This is a genomic window from Saccharopolyspora sp. ASAGF58 (genome assembly GCF_012277335.1).
Classification (GTDB): domain Bacteria; phylum Actinomycetota; class Actinomycetes; order Mycobacteriales; family Pseudonocardiaceae; genus Saccharopolyspora; species Saccharopolyspora hattusasensis.
This window is the reverse complement of sequence record NZ_CP040605.1, coordinates 4600090-4613383: the sequence shown is the minus strand read 5'-3', so window position 1 is coordinate 4613383 and position 13294 is coordinate 4600090. Positions and strand designations below refer to the sequence as shown.

Genomic DNA, 13294 nt, shown 5'->3' with positions numbered 1-13294 from the left:
CACTACCGCTCCACGGCGACGAGCTTGTCGGCGAGCGCCTCGATCCCGTCCACGGTTCGCATGCTGGTGTTCAACGCGGTGCCGGACATGGGGATCCAGTTCTCGCCGCGCACGACGTCCAATTGGGACACTGCGGGATCGGTGCGCAGAAAGTTGATCTTGGACTGGAGGCCGTCGCCTTCCTGATCCCGGGTGAGGTCGCCCAGCACGAGCAGCGTCGGGTTGCGGCTGAGTACGTCCTCCCAACCGACCTGCGGCCACATCGACGCGACGTCGTCGTAGGCGTTGCGCACTCCCAGCGCGCGCGTCATGATCCCCGGGGATCCGGTTCTACCTGCCACGTAAGGCGCTTCGGTTCGCGCGAACCAGAACAGCACCGATTGCTCTTGCCGGGAGGGCAGATCCGCGACACGCGCCTGCGCAGCAGCGACCCGTGCGCACATGTCGGCGACCAGCGCCGCACCGCGGTCCTGCACCCCGAAGATCGTGGCGATCTCTTGGACCTCGCGGTAGATGTCCGCCAGTTCGGTCGGCTCGCCCAGCGGCGCTTCCTCCGGGAGGCAGTTGCTGGGCGAGAGGTAGGTTGGTACGCCCAGCTCTTCGAAGCGTTCGCGGGAGGCGACCATCGAGTCGGTGAAGACCGCTTGGTAGGCGCCGAGGACGATGTCCGGCTCAGTCGCGAGCACGCTCTCGAACGACGGGGCGTTCTCCGCCAGCCGGGGCACCTGCTCGTTCGCGGCGGCGAGGTGCGGTGCGACTGGGTCGGTCCAGGTCGCGGTGCCGACCATCCGGTCCTGCAACCCCAGGGAGAGCATGATCTCGGTCGTGCTCTGGTTGAGGCTGACAGCTCGTTGCGGCGGCGCTTCGACGACGACGTCCTGACCGCAGTTGCGCATCGAGACGGGTTCGCCACCGGCGCGCTCGTCGGCCGGGGGCGCCGAACAGCCGCAGAGGGCAATGGCCAGCACGCCTGCGAACAGGGTCTGGTGCCCTGGCCGAGACGCGCGAAACCGCGCGGGGAACAGCATCGTCCGCATCCTTAGCTCGGGCTCGTACGCGGAGCCGCCAATTCGCCGACCGGTTGGCGCGCTGGACCTGCGCCGACCGGGAACCAGCAGGTCTTCGGGCTCGGGTTCTGCTGGACGGAGAACCTTCCCAGGCGGGTGCCCAGTGGTCCGGCCCGCTCGTGGGCCGCCCCGTCCATCACCCCTACCGCTGCGCGTCAGCTCCGGATTCCGACCGGATTCCCTGACCCGTACACCGGGTACGACTGATTCGCTCACACCCTAACCGCCCGACGTTGCGCGACCGATGTGAGAGATCTCGCACGGTCGCGCCGCGTGCGGCTGCCGTGGTGCCGAGCGTCGGGCGTGTTTCCCGGGCGATCGGATATACCTCCATCCACATGGTGGCGCCGCCCGCGAACGCGTTCTGCCCCGGCGAGTTCCGCGACGGTGGGCAATTCCGTGCCAGAGCAGCTGGGCGACCTCCTCGAACGAGCATCGGGTGGCCAGGTCCTCGACCGGGTGGCCGCGGTAGGTCAGCCAGTTGCTGTCCGGGTTGACCATGGAGATGTAATCCCGGCGACGACCCCGGGCAGTCCCTTGTGGACCTTCTTGCTGCAGGTGGGCATGATTGTCCCCGCTGCGGAATTCGGAACGGTCGAATGATTCGGGGTTTATCCGGGAAAGGGTTCTGGAGGGGGAAGGTCCTGCATCCGGTCGACCAGATCGCGCCGCCGCGCTCGGCGATGGTGGCCAAGCCGGTCTCCGCGGCGTGCATTGCCAGCCGCAGCAGGGTGCGGGTTGCTGCTCCAGCGTCATGTCCGCCGAGCGGGCCAACCGGCTGCTCCAGGGGAGCTAACCCGTCGCGTTCTCCCACGAATGTCGAGTCGGTTTGCCTAGTGTCGGCGGGACCGACATCAGGCGTCCGCTGGCCGGGGGTGTCGATGCCGAGGGCGACCAGCCCTCTGGGGCTGTGCGGTGCGAGCGGCTCGCGATGTCGGCCGGACGCGGGGTGCTGCCAGGGGCCCCGCGTCGAAACCCGACCGACGGGAGTGTGCTTGATGATCAACCGACGATGGCGCGGGGCGGTCGCCACGATCGCCGCCGCGGGGCTCGCCCTCAGCGCACCGGCGACGGTGCAGGCGTCCGGACTGGACGGTCGTGAGATCGGGCCGGCCGCGGAACAGAAGACGATGCTGCTGGTGCACGGCTACAACCCGGATCCCCCCACCAACTGCAACGGGTCGACCTGGGACAAAGCCCTCGAATACTACCAGGAAGCGGGCGGCCGGGATCGTTCCTCGATGCGGACGATCGGCTACTACGAGGGCGACCGGGCATTCTGCGATGACGTGATCGGCGACGGTCAGGCCGACCGCGAGCGGCCCATCCAGGAAATCGCCAAGGACTTCGCCAACTACATCTACGCGGAGTACACCAGCAAGGGTGAGGAGGTCGACATCGTCGCGCACTCGATGGGCGGCCTGATCACCCGCGTCGCGGTGCTCGGCACCCGCGAGGGCTGGAGCGGCTTCCCACCCAGAGTGGCGGTGGAGGACATAGTCACGCTCGGCACCCCGCACCAGGGGCTGATCAACGGGTGCCGCAATCCCGATGCGGATCCCGACGACAAGTGCACCCGGCAGTGGAACCAAATGACCCCGGCGGGCGAAGGCGGGTCGGGTTTCATCGACAAGCTGCACGAGTCCGCGCCCGGCCGCAACGACCGCGGCTTGGACGATCCGTGGGCCGCCGGGATCGACTGGAGCCTCGTCAGCTCGCTGGAAGACGAAACCGTGTCGTACTACTCCGGCATCGACAAGGGCTACTTCGCGCACCAGAAGTACGGTTACGACGAGGATCTGAACGACAACGGCGTCGACGAATGCTCGGACCCGAACGTCAGCCACGCCAACCTCCGGCAGCTGACCGGTGCGGGCGGTTACTGCCTCCGCTACTGGCACCACGGGGCGGACGGCGGCCCCTACACCACCGAGAACGGCTGGTCCCCACTGAAGGTGGCCTTCAAGGCAGTCACCTACAAGGGCGACGACCTACCGCGATGACGACCGACCGCGGTGACGACCGACCGCGGTTACAACCGACCGTGGTGCGGGCCCGATTTCCGCACCACGGTCACACTCCCGCTGCGGCCTGGATCGCATCGTTGCGATGCACGCCCGTTGGCTCACCGGTACGACGATCAGGCCTGAACACTCGGATTTGACCGGTCAGCGGTGCGGCGGGAGCTGGCCCGAGCCAGCCCGCCAAGGACCATGGCGACCAGCCCCAGCACCAGGGCCAGGTAGCCCCCGACGATTCCATTGCCGGTGCCGGGGCCGCCGTCGGCGGTGACCGCCACCAGCCCGCCGTTGACCACGGCGATCAGCCCCGCCACCAGGGCCACGATGGCCCCCCTTTTCCCGGTGCCGTTGCCGATACGACCCGCGGACCGAGCCCGAGCCAGCCCGCCGATGACCACGCCAACCCCCGCCAGTAGCGCCGCCGAAGTGGCCCAGACTCGGTCGGGGGTCCAGCCGTAAACAAGGGGCGCGGACGGCTGGGCTAAGGCATGCGCGGCCGCCGGTGTGGCAAGCGCGAAACCTCCGAGCAGTGCGACTGCGGCGGTGGCAAACATGCGACGGACGGACATGAGGTGCTCCTTCTCCCACGACTGGACATCGCTGATCATGTCCGCTGGACCCACCGCCGGTCGTTGTGCGGACGCAGGCAATTTCGTGCTGCCGCCGGTGCCGTAGCCGGCTGCTGCGGATGCCGCAGGAACCGCGAAACTACCGCGGGTGCGGTAGGCGCCCGATCATCTGTGCGCGGGAGTCGCCCGCGCGAACAGCTGGCTAGGGTTCACGCATGAGCGGCGGACGGATCGGCGTCAGGGACTGGGTGATCGCCGCCGGCGTGGCGGCGGCCCTGCTGGCCGCCGGTCGGCAGACGGCACCGCCAGTGGCATCTGGGTCAAAGACGGCGAGCGAGGGAGATACCGTCGGCTAGGTGCAGCATGACGATCTCGACGCGCGAGTCGGCCGCCGCGTACCGGTTGAAGGCGTCTATTGCATGGGCCTTGGTGCCTGACGTGGGTTCGATAACTGCCCCGGAGAACAGGGTGTTGTCGACGATCAGGAGTCCGCCGGGGCGTACGCGGGGAACGAGCTCGTTCCAGTAGTCGATGTAGCTGGGCTTGTCAGCGTCGATGAAGACCAGGTCGATATGCGGTTCTGTCGGCAGTGTCCGCAACGTTTCCAGGGCTGGGCCGACGCGGGCTTCGATCCGCTCGGAGAGCCCGGCGCGGCGGAAATATTGCCGCGCCAGGTCGACGCACTCGGTGCTGATGTCGCACGTGATCAACCGTCCCTGTTCCGGCAGTCCACGGGCTAGGGCGATGGTGGAGGAGCCCGTGAATGTGCCAACTTCCACCACGGTGCGTGCGCCGGTGAGCCGGACGAGAAACGTGAGGAAGGCAGCTTCGTCACGAGGGACCATCATGTGCGCTGTGTCGGGCACGACGGAGAGGGTGTCGGTTGCGAGATCGTCGAGCACCGGATCGGCCGGGGCGCTGTGGTCGAGAATGTATTGATATAGCTCGGACGTGACCTGCAGGCTCTTAGGCGTGGTCATCAGGGAAATCCTCTTGTGTGTTCAGTAGTGATTGGTGCTTGATCAGGTTCCTGGATACGGGCCGGGTCGCCAGCGTCGGACACCAACCTGCGGGGTGCACTGGGCGGTTCGTAACCAGGTGTGGGATGTGTGAGAGCACGGGGCGCTTCGGTGCTGCGATGACGCGGTCGTAATGTGCGAAGTCTCGACAGCAGCCCGCTGCGGCAGGTGCTGGCCGATCTCGGCCTGGAACAGAAGGAGACCAGCACCCGGATCGTCCAGTTGGAGGTGGCGGGCCGGGAGTTGACATCGTAGGGCTTCCATCACCGGCTGGTGCTGTCTCGGGGTATCCCGGGCTGTGAGGGTACGACCTTCCTCGCCCGCTGGTGTGGCAAGTGTCCTGGTGACACACTCGGCTCCTCCTGCGAGCGCACTTCCGCTGTCAATGTAGACGGCGAAGTCGTGCCGACACGGATGACGGTTTTGCGGGGATTGGTCGAGGTGTCTTGGCCGAGAATATTTGGGACGTCCTCCAAGTCCAGGAAGGTGGCAATCAGGTCACGCGGATTGAGGCGGCCTGCGGCGAACAGGCGAATGAGGTAAGGAAAGATGCCGCCGGAATGCCCTCGTGCCCCGACCAATCTCGCCGCGGAGGAAACCCAGGGATTGGGGTCGATGCTGACCGGGAGGTGCGTGCGGGAGATCAGGACGCAGCGGCTTCCCGGTCTGAGGTGACGCTCGATGACGGGCAGGGTGGCGGTCGGGTTGCCGGAAGTCTCCACATGTACGTCGGCGTCCAGCAGTGTGACGGCGTTGTCACTGTTGTGCGTCTCCGAGGGCGACAGGCAGGCGTCGAAACCAAGTTCCGTCGCCGCGTGCCTCCGCTCGGCGAGCGGGTCGACGCCAACAATGCGTGTCGCGCCGGCAATGCGGCACAGTAACCCGGCGAACAGACCGAGTGGCCCGAGGCCGTGCACCAGCACGTTCTCGCCAGGACGCACGGCACGATTTTCCACGAACAGTGCGTTGAAGACACAACCGAGCGGTTCGAGCAGGCACCCCGCCAAAAAGACGTCGTCGAGATCCCATCCTGAGTCGGTCAACAGGTTGAGCCGATGGCACGCCGTCTGCGGGACGGTAATGAACTCGGCCAGTGCACCCGGTGCGGTCAGGCCGCTCAACGTCACGTTCTCGCACTGGTTCCGGCGTCCTGCCAAACAGGTGTCGCACGTACTGCAGGCAAGAACGCTTTCGAGTGCGACGGGATCGCCTGGCCGGACCCGGGTGACGAGCTCACCGACGTCGACAACCAAGCCGGAGGCCTCGTGACCCAGAATGACGGGAACCGAGATGGGGCCGCCGAACGCCGGTGTGTTGTCGGGATGGAACCGACATGCGTCGATGTCCGTGCCGCAGATGCCGCACATTTCAACGCGCACGAGAACATCCGTGGGGCCCGGAACCTGAACCGGGACATCTTCCACGCTGACACGGGCCATTCGGGGTTCGCTTCCAGGCGCTGCCGTGGGGGAACGAAGCACAATAGCGCGCATCAGAACTCCTGTTCTCAAGACAGACGGAGATCGGGGATGGGTGGCATTACCGCGAAATCGGAGATGTCTCGCGGATTGATGCGGAACGCTTCGGGATACATGGCGGCTGTGGTGACCTGTGCTGGTTCGGTTGAGCGCCAGGAGTAGTGGCATACTCCGCATTTGTAGACGATCCAGCAATTGGCAACCGGTGAAACAGACAGCACGTCTGGATCCAGCGAACGACACCTTGGGCAGCAGTCAGGTGTTGACACGAGAATCTCCCCGCATCATGCGGTGCAACCTGGCTTCCCAGATGTCCGTTGTTGGCGGATCCGTGAGTTGTTGACCGAACCTTCCCCGGTTATCTGGTGCCGTAGGTATGGTCGCGTCCAGAATAATTTTCGTGGTAATGCCCGGATTTTCCGACGACGGATCCAGGATAAAACCGGGCATTCCCGGCAACAGTGTCACGTCGCGTGCGGGATCGCAGCGTGTAGAGATCGCCGACATGACCTGCGTGAGATCGAACGGGTCCACGCTGGCGTCCACGACGACGAGGACTTTGCAGTATGCCAGGCCATGTGGTGTGGTCAATGCCCGTAGCGCCATCGCCTTGCCAAATCCCCCATATCGGCAGCGGGTGGATATGATCGCCACCAGGCCGTGCGTGTACATAGCATTGACGGCTTCCACTTCGGGAAAGCTGGCGGCGAGTTGCTGGAAGACGGCCACGGACGTACTCACCCCGACCAGGTAGTCCACTTCGGTCCACGGCCGTCCCAGATACAAGTGCTCGAAGATCGGATCGTTGCGATACCAGACTTGGTCGATCTCTATCACAGGCTGCAGCCGCCCACCGGAATACTGGCCAGTGACCTCTCCGAACGGTCCTTCGAGTTCGCGGTGCCGGGCAAGCACGCGACCTTCGATAACGACTTCGGCTCCCGTCGGCACGTCCAGGCCGGTAACGGGCGCGCTTGTCACCGTGTAAGGCGCTTCCTGCAGAGCCCCAGCCATCTCGTATTCGGACTGATCATAGTCCAACGGCATACCGGCGACAATCGAAATCACGGGCTCGTTACCGACAGCGATCGCTACCTGCAGATCTTCACCGCGGGCTTCGGCGGCTCGAAGATGCTTGCCGATGTCGTGACTGGATGCCGGTTGCAGGCCAAGACGTCCTTTACCCGTGACCTGCATGCGATAGATCCCGACATTTTGTTTACCGAAATGGTTTGGATCATCGGGATCGCGAGAGACTACCACCGCCTTGTCCAGGTAGCAACCACCGTCGAAGCTGTTGAGCCGAAACAACGGAAGTAATCGATGAAGATCGGGCGCGGGGCCGGTAGAATTTTCCAGGAATGGAGCCTTTTTTGCGCGTTCGACTCGCACAGGAAACCGCTCCCAGCGCTTGTTGAACTCCCGAAACTGCTCGGCCGGTGAAGTGTCCGGAGAAAGTCCCAGCGCCATAGCATGATTCCGCCAGGATCCGTGTACGTTGACAGCGACGCAGGCTTTCTCGTAGCCGTGCACGCGATCGAACAGGATGGCGGGCGCGGTGCCGCCGAAGTTGGCGGCGGCACGCGCTGCTGCCGCCAAATCGGGTTCGGGTAGCACCTCGTCGCTTATCCGGATCAGCTGTCCAGCATCGGCCAAGGCGTCCAAGAATGCGCGCAGGTCTGCATATGCCATATGTCCGGCTCCTCCTGGAGGCGCGCTTAGGGCTTGCGAGCGATCACAGCTGCGTTGGCCGCCGCAGCTGTGAACCTTTCCGTCCGAACGTCGACGAACCCGGCTTCGTGTAGCCATCCAGTGTATTCGGCTGCCGTGTAGTTGCGGCCCCAGTTCTCCACCAGCATGTTCATGCTCATCAACGCTGCGTCGGGCGGTCCGCATTTGTCATCGTCGACCAACAGTTCACTAATGATTAGCTGGCCGCCCGAGTCCAACCCCGCGTAGCATTTCGCAAGCAGTTCTCGACATTCCTTCTCATCCCAGTCATGCAGAATCAGGGACAGCACCATCGTGTCGTACCCTTTGGGAAAGGGGTCGTCCTCCTGGAAATCGCCGGCAACGGTGATGATCCGATCATCTAGTCCAGCAGTCGTGATCTTCTCCCGAGCCAGATCACAGACGAACGGCAGGTCGAAAACAGCAGCCCGCATGTCCGGGTATTGCGAACACAGTTCGATGTCAAGCGCCCCACTTCCCCCGCCGACGTCCAGGAGTCGGCGCACTCCACTGAGATCGAGAGTGCGTCCCAGTTCCCGCGCGGTGAAGATCGTCAGGCTGTGCATTGCCTCCCAGAACACCGCCATCATGACCGGATCCTCGCCGTCGAATATGCCTTCTTGCGTCGCGGGATCCCAAGTCGTTGGCTGGTTCTTACGCACCGCCTCTATCACCCGGCCCCACGCCGGATATTCTCTGCGGTCGGTCATCTCGATCCAGCCGCCGAAGTACATGGGTTTTCCGCGGACGAGGAACTCTTCAGACAAGGGCGTGTTGGAGTACAGAGCCTCAGTCTTCTCCAGTAGCCCTATGGCGACACATGCGGTCAGCAAGATCTCCGCAGGACGGCGGTGCAAAGAGAAATGCTTGGCGATCATCTCCATGGTGCATGCGCCGACTTCGGAAAGGTAGGAGAAGATACCCAGCTCGTGTGCCGCGGCCAAGGTCTTGGACGCCCAGTACCCAGTGCTAAGCTGCATCAACGGGACAGGACTTAGTGCAGTGGAGTTCGCTTGAGATGCCGGCATAGTTTCTCCTGGGAATAAAGGCCTACGAGCGGGGCCATCCGCCGGTCGATCACATCCGGCTCTCAAATCGGTTCTGCATCTCCATGCAGTAGCTGAAACCGGACATCCTCAGGTTGGTGGATGGTTCTGGCGCTGGTGAGATCCAAAATTTGCGTTCTGGATTGGGCAACTCTCTGCCGCTGCGGGCCTGACGTTTTAGAGACAATGCTGCAGATGATTGCCGTAACTCATCACCTTATGGACAAGTCCTACACTGCAGTAATGGGCTGCGGCGAAACAGAAGCAAGTAGACAACGATGCCCATCCGTACATTGACAGTTGCCTGAACGGCCCATCCTGTTGACGCACATTTCAAGATTTCAACTCAGGGTTTACGTGCGTTGCCACTGATAGTGATCGTGCGGACGGCTGGGCCAAGGAATGCGCGGCCGCCGGTGTGGCAAGCGCGAAACCTCCGAGCAGTGCGACTGCGGCGGTGGCAAACATGCGACGGACGGACATGAGGTGCTCCTTCTCCCACGACTGGACATCGCTGATCATGTCCGCTGGACCCACCGCCGGTCGTTGTGCGGACGCAGGCAATTTCGTGCTGCCGCCGCTGCCGTAGCCGGCTGCTGCGGATGCCGCAGGAACCGCGAAGCTACCGCGGGTGCGGTAGGCGCCCGATCATCTGTGCGCGGGAGTCGCCCGCGCGAACAGCTGGCTAGGGTTCACGCATGAGCGGCGGACGGATCGGCGTCAGGGACTGGGTGATCGCCGCCGGCGTGGCGGCGGCCCTGCTGGTCGCCGGGCTGTCCGGACAACATCCCGCTACGGATCTGGACCCGCTGGGGTACGCGTTGTTGGTAACCGGCGGTCTGTCGCTGGCCGCGCGCCGGTGGGCTCCGCTCACCGTGCTGGCCGTGACCGCGTTGTGCGCGTTGGGTTACCAAGCCGTCGGTTTCGAGGTGCCGGTCATCGCGTACCTGTTCGCGGTGTACTCCGCGGTGCGGGCGGGACACCGCATCGTCGCGGTGGCGGGTTCGGTGATCATGCTGGCTGCTCTTCCGCTCGCGATCTTGACCTCTCCCCACGACTGGCCCGTGGGCGAGGCGTTCACGCAGTCCCGGAACGTCCTGCAACTGGCATGGCTGATCGCCGCCGGCGCGGCGGGTGAAGCGCTGCGACAGGCCGAACGCCGGGCGGACGAGGCCGAGCGCACCCGCGAGGAGACCGCAAGGCGCCGCGCCGACGAGGAACGGCTGCACATCGCGCGGGAACTGCACGATTCGCTCACCCACCAGATCTCCGTCATCAAGGTGCAGGCCGAAGTCGCCGTCCACCTGGCCCGAAAGCGGGGTGAACAGGTGCCGGAGGCCCTGCTGGCGATCCGGGAGGCCGGTCGTGAGGCGGCCCGGGAACTGCGAGCGACCCTGGAGGCGCTGCGCGACGACGACAAGAACCCGCCGCATGGGCTCGACCACGTCCCGGAACTGGTGCAACGGGCCCGCACGACCGGCCTGGACGCAAAGCTGACGATCGAGGGACCACGAAACGACGTCCCGTCCGCGGTGGACCGGACCGCTTACCGGATCGTTCAGGAGTCGCTGACCAACATCGCCCGGCACGCCGCCGCCGCTACCGCGTCGGTCCGGATCGACTACCGCCCCGACGCCCTGGTCATACGGGTCGACGACGACGGCAGGGCCACGCCGGACACCACACCGGTGCCCGGCGTCGGGCTGCTCGGCATGCGCGAACGAGTCACCGCCCTCGGAGGCCGCCTGCGAGCGGCACCTCGCGACGAGGGCGGCTTCTCCGTGCAGGCCGAACTTCCCGTGGACCGAACGTCATGATCCGCGTCCTGCTGGTCGACGACCAACCGCTCATCCGCAGCGGATTCCGCGCGCTCCTCGACATCGAGGACGACATCGAGGTGGTGGCCGAGGCCGCCGACGGCAGCGAAGGCCTGGCGCTGGCCCGGGAACACCTGCCCGACATCGCGCTCATCGACATCCAGATGCCGGTCGTCGACGGCATCGAGGCGACCCGGCGCATCGCCGCGGACCCGGCCCTGGCCGGGGTGCACGTCGTCATCCTGACCAACTACGGCTTGGACGAATACATCTTCGACGCGCTGCGCGCCGGCGCGGCCGGATTCCTCGTCAAGGACATCCAGCCGGAAGACTTCCTGCACGCCGTGCGCGTCGCCGCGCGCGGCGACGCCCTGCTCGCACCGTCGATCACCCGTCGGCTGATCAACCGGTACGTCACCCAGCCGCTCACCACCGTCACCGGTACGGGGCTGGAAGAACTGACCAACCGCGAACGCGAGGCCGTCGCCCTGGTCGCGCAGGGCCTGTCCAACGACCAGATCGCCGACCGCATGGTAATCAGCCCGCTGACCGCGAAAACCCACATCAACCGGGCCATGGTCAAGCTCCACGCCCGCGACCGCGCCCAACTCGTAGTCCTCGCCTACGAATCAGGCCTGGTAACCCCGCGCAACTCCTGACACCCGCGCTCGCGCGATTGCTCGATGGCCCCCACCGAAGCGCAGCGCCTGCCGATGGCTGGGGATGCGGTCAAGCCTCCTCCAGGGCCTCGCCGAAGGCCCGAAGCAGCTGGATGTGCCGGTTGTGCGCCAGCAGATGGCCCGCTCCGATGGTCAACGCCACCGGCCACGACATCAGCCCGGTACTGGCCAGGACGACTACCCCGGTCAGGTAGGCGAGCTCGTTCAACGGGGGAAGCGGGATGGTCCCCATTCCCGGTACTTCCACCCGTACGACGTGCCTCTCCACGGCGAGCGGGCCTTCACCCGCACTACGTGCGGCATCGTGCGGGGCAGCGCCGGTTTCGCTGGCTCGCTTCGACGCCGGTGTCGACGCTTTCGGCTGGGCGGTCGGTGAGCTTGCCATGGCTGGTCCTCGATCCTCGGGCGCGGACGGCACCGCCGTTTCCGCCGGGCGCGAACGCCACAACCATCCGGCGGACTGCCGCGCCCTCACAGGGTCCAAGGTCCGTTCTGCACGACCGCTCGTCGTGGCCTTGGCTTCGACCGGCCTGCACGACGCGGACGCAGGGCTGTTCGAGATGGAACGGCCCCGGCTCGCGCCCTGGTCTCAGGACTGCCAGTCGGGTTTCGGGCCCCGGCGGTCGCATTCCGCCGCCACTGCCAGCATCTCGAAGCGGTAGCGCTGGGCTAGGTTCCACCGCCGTGCTTCGAGGGCGAGGTTCATGTGGTGCTCGGCGCGTCGGGCGCGGTTGTCGAGGTCTTCTTCGGTGCACTGGTTCAAGAACATGGCTCGGGCTACCTGTTGTCGGGGTCTGCGTGCGGCCGTCTTCGGAGTCACGCACTCAGTCGATGTTGCGGGACTTCCACGCCGATCGCGGCGCGAAGCGCTTCGTGGTGCGTCCGGTGCACCGTCCGGGCCTTGTCCGGACCAGGGTTGGCTCGAGTGCCCTCCTGGTCGCAGATCCAAGTGCCCATGAACAGGTTGCGGTACACGTGTGGCCGTTGGGGTTCGTGGGAGGAGGAGCGTGGCTCGGGCGGTCGGAAGGCGAGAATCGCCGGAGCCCCGGTGGGCTTCGCGGCGGTGGTTCGGGTTGCGTACATCGGGGCGGTTCCTGGGTTGCAGTTCGGTCGGTACTGCACCAGCTTCGCCCGGCGAGGCCCTGGCAACCACGGGAGGACTACGTAGCGCCTACCTATTTCGGGACTTTTCCCTCTGCACCGGGCGCGCCTCGCGGTGCCGGGTGCAGCCACCATAGCGTGGCCGGTCACCTGCGGAAACGGGTGCCCGGCAGGTAGCCTCGGCTGCAGAGGTCGAGCCGTGGCCGAGCAACCCGGGGGGCCGACGTGGCGATTAGCGATGGACAGCGGATCGAATTGCAGCGCCGCACGATCGCCGAGCACATCGATGCGGAGAACTCCCACGACTGGCCGCGCGTGTACGGCACTTTCGTCCAGGACGAACACGCCTTCTACGACGTCGTGCCGCTGAGCACGCGGTACGAAGGGTTCCAGGGCGTTCAGGACTTCTACCAGGTGCTGGAAACAGCCGTTCCGGATTTCCGGATCACCGTGAACGCCGAGTACGACACGCCCGGCTCCTCGGTCCGCGAGGTGACGATCAGCGGGACGCACCGAGGTGACTACTGCGGTATCCCACCAGCGGGGCGGCCGGTCTTGTTCGAGCTGGCCGCGTTCTACCTCTTCCACGCGGACGCCCCGGAGAAGCTGTTCGCGGAGCGCATCTACTTCGACAATGAGACCGTGCTGCGCCAGATGCGTGGCGAGGAGAACGCGCCCACCGGGATCGGACTGGCGTCCGCCTGACCGAGCGTCGGCGGCTAATTAGACGAGTAAGTCCAAATTCCTGCGGGCATGAGGCGAGAG

15 protein-coding genes and 1 riboswitch are annotated in these 13294 nt (G+C 65.4%); of the genes, 4 read left to right on the top strand and 11 right to left on the bottom strand.

What is annotated here, in order from left to right:
- Positions 1 to 2 precede the first annotated feature (2 nt).
- Both FDZ84_RS22125 and FDZ84_RS22120 read right to left on the bottom strand, forming a co-directional pair.
- A complete protein-coding gene (locus FDZ84_RS22125; protein WP_246868343.1) occupies positions 3 to 1028 on the bottom strand; it encodes an ABC transporter substrate-binding protein in 1026 nt (341 codons plus the stop codon).
- A gap of 67 nt (positions 1029 to 1095) precedes the next feature.
- A riboswitch (cobalamin riboswitch) is annotated at positions 1096 to 1290 on the bottom strand.
- Positions 1287 to 1568 (bottom strand): citrate/2-methylcitrate synthase, encoded by a 282-nt coding sequence (locus tag FDZ84_RS22120; RefSeq protein ID WP_246868342.1) that lies wholly within the window; start codon positions 1566 to 1568, stop codon positions 1287 to 1289. It overlaps the preceding riboswitch by 4 nt.
- A 497-nt stretch (positions 1569 to 2065) precedes the next feature.
- On the opposite strand from FDZ84_RS22120, the gene FDZ84_RS22115 reads away from it, so the two are divergent.
- Positions 2066 to 3070: a triacylglycerol lipase gene (locus FDZ84_RS22115; RefSeq protein WP_168587463.1), complete on the top strand. Its 1005-nt coding sequence runs from the start codon at positions 2066 to 2068 to the stop codon at positions 3068 to 3070.
- 137 nt (positions 3071 to 3207) lie between these two features.
- Here the strand turns inward: FDZ84_RS22115 and FDZ84_RS22110 are convergent, their stop codons facing one another.
- The 6 genes from FDZ84_RS22110 to FDZ84_RS22090 all read right to left on the bottom strand — a co-directional run bounded on the left by FDZ84_RS22110 (position 3208) and on the right by FDZ84_RS22090 (position 8865).
- On the bottom strand, positions 3208 to 3657 hold the full coding sequence (locus tag FDZ84_RS22110; RefSeq protein ID WP_168587462.1) for a DUF6223 family protein: 450 nt from the start codon (positions 3655 to 3657) through the stop codon (positions 3208 to 3210).
- A 320-nt stretch (positions 3658 to 3977) separates the two neighbouring features.
- Positions 3978 to 4637 (bottom strand): O-methyltransferase, encoded by a 660-nt coding sequence (locus tag FDZ84_RS22105; protein ID WP_168587461.1) that lies wholly within the window; start codon positions 4635 to 4637, stop codon positions 3978 to 3980.
- A gap of 302 nt (positions 4638 to 4939) precedes the next feature.
- Entirely contained in the window at positions 4940 to 6115 is a 1176-nt protein-coding gene (locus FDZ84_RS22100; protein ID WP_168587460.1) for an alcohol dehydrogenase catalytic domain-containing protein, read from the bottom strand.
- 68 nt (positions 6116 to 6183) lie between these two features.
- Positions 6184 to 6423 (bottom strand): non-oxidative hydroxyarylic acid decarboxylases subunit D, encoded by a 240-nt coding sequence (locus FDZ84_RS40825; RefSeq protein ID WP_371812652.1) that lies wholly within the window; start codon positions 6421 to 6423, stop codon positions 6184 to 6186.
- Entirely contained in the window at positions 6410 to 7846 is a 1437-nt protein-coding gene (locus FDZ84_RS22095; protein ID WP_168587459.1) for a non-oxidative hydroxyarylic acid decarboxylases subunit C, read from the bottom strand. Before FDZ84_RS22095 ends, FDZ84_RS40825 begins: the two co-directional genes overlap by 14 nt.
- A gap of 26 nt (positions 7847 to 7872) precedes the next feature.
- Complete coding sequence (locus FDZ84_RS22090; RefSeq protein ID WP_256413766.1) at positions 7873 to 8865, bottom strand: acetylserotonin O-methyltransferase; 993 nt, start codon at positions 8863 to 8865, stop codon at positions 7873 to 7875.
- A gap of 764 nt (positions 8866 to 9629) precedes the next feature.
- On the opposite strand from FDZ84_RS22090, the gene FDZ84_RS22085 reads away from it, so the two are divergent.
- Together FDZ84_RS22085 and FDZ84_RS22080 are read left to right on the top strand one after the other, a co-directional pair.
- Positions 9630 to 10748 (top strand): sensor histidine kinase, encoded by a 1119-nt coding sequence (locus FDZ84_RS22085; protein WP_168587457.1) that lies wholly within the window; start codon positions 9630 to 9632, stop codon positions 10746 to 10748.
- Positions 10745 to 11407: a response regulator transcription factor gene (locus FDZ84_RS22080; protein ID WP_168587456.1), complete on the top strand. Its 663-nt coding sequence runs from the start codon at positions 10745 to 10747 to the stop codon at positions 11405 to 11407. Before FDZ84_RS22085 ends, FDZ84_RS22080 begins: the two co-directional genes overlap by 4 nt.
- A gap of 70 nt (positions 11408 to 11477) precedes the next feature.
- Here FDZ84_RS22080 and FDZ84_RS39115 read toward each other — a convergent pair whose 3' ends face one another.
- From FDZ84_RS39115 to FDZ84_RS22065, 3 genes are all read right to left on the bottom strand, one after another.
- A complete protein-coding gene (locus FDZ84_RS39115) occupies positions 11478 to 11813 on the bottom strand; it encodes a hypothetical protein (RefSeq protein ID WP_246868340.1) in 336 nt (111 codons plus the stop codon).
- Positions 11814 to 12017: 204 nt separating this feature from the next.
- Positions 12018 to 12197 (bottom strand): hypothetical protein, encoded by a 180-nt coding sequence (locus FDZ84_RS22070; RefSeq protein WP_168587455.1) that lies wholly within the window; start codon positions 12195 to 12197, stop codon positions 12018 to 12020.
- Positions 12198 to 12244: 47 nt separating this feature from the next.
- On the bottom strand, positions 12245 to 12511 hold the full coding sequence (locus FDZ84_RS22065; protein ID WP_168584114.1) for a hypothetical protein: 267 nt from the start codon (positions 12509 to 12511) through the stop codon (positions 12245 to 12247).
- Between the two features lie 243 nt (positions 12512 to 12754).
- Here FDZ84_RS22065 and FDZ84_RS22060 point away from each other — a divergent pair, with 243 nt between their 5' ends.
- Positions 12755 to 13234 (top strand): ester cyclase, encoded by a 480-nt coding sequence (locus FDZ84_RS22060; protein WP_168587454.1) that lies wholly within the window; start codon positions 12755 to 12757, stop codon positions 13232 to 13234.
- The last annotated feature ends 60 nt before the right edge of the window (positions 13235 to 13294 follow it).

Bases quoted from the DNA above. Each gene is read 5' to 3' on its own strand.
- FDZ84_RS22125 (WP_246868343.1), bottom strand. From the start codon at position 1,028: ATGCTGTTCCCCGCGCGGTTTCGCGCGTCTCGGCCAGGGCACCAGACC.
- FDZ84_RS22120 (WP_246868342.1), bottom strand. From the start codon at position 1,568: ATGGTCAACCCGGACAGCAACTGGCTGACCTACCGCGGCCACCCGGTC.
- FDZ84_RS22115 (WP_168587463.1), top strand. From the start codon at position 2,066: ATGATCAACCGACGATGGCGCGGGGCGGTCGCCACGATCGCCGCCGCG.
- FDZ84_RS22110 (WP_168587462.1), bottom strand. From the start codon at position 3,657: ATGTCCGTCCGTCGCATGTTTGCCACCGCCGCAGTCGCACTGCTCGGA.
- FDZ84_RS22105 (WP_168587461.1), bottom strand. From the start codon at position 4,637: ATGACCACGCCTAAGAGCCTGCAGGTCACGTCCGAGCTATATCAATAC.
- FDZ84_RS22100 (WP_168587460.1), bottom strand. From the start codon at position 6,115: ATGGCCCGTGTCAGCGTGGAAGATGTCCCGGTTCAGGTTCCGGGCCCC.
- FDZ84_RS22095 (WP_168587459.1), bottom strand. From the start codon at position 7,846: ATGGCATATGCAGACCTGCGCGCATTCTTGGACGCCTTGGCCGATGCT.
- FDZ84_RS22090 (WP_256413766.1), bottom strand. From the start codon at position 8,865: ATGCAGCTTAGCACTGGGTACTGGGCGTCCAAGACCTTGGCCGCGGCA.
- FDZ84_RS22085 (WP_168587457.1), top strand. From the start codon at position 9,630: ATGAGCGGCGGACGGATCGGCGTCAGGGACTGGGTGATCGCCGCCGGC.
- FDZ84_RS22080 (WP_168587456.1), top strand. From the start codon at position 10,745: ATGATCCGCGTCCTGCTGGTCGACGACCAACCGCTCATCCGCAGCGGA.
- FDZ84_RS39115 (WP_246868340.1), bottom strand. From the start codon at position 11,813: ATGGCAAGCTCACCGACCGCCCAGCCGAAAGCGTCGACACCGGCGTCG.
- FDZ84_RS22070 (WP_168587455.1), bottom strand. From the start codon at position 12,197: ATGTTCTTGAACCAGTGCACCGAAGAAGACCTCGACAACCGCGCCCGA.
- FDZ84_RS22065 (WP_168584114.1), bottom strand. From the start codon at position 12,511: ATGTACGCAACCCGAACCACCGCCGCGAAGCCCACCGGGGCTCCGGCG.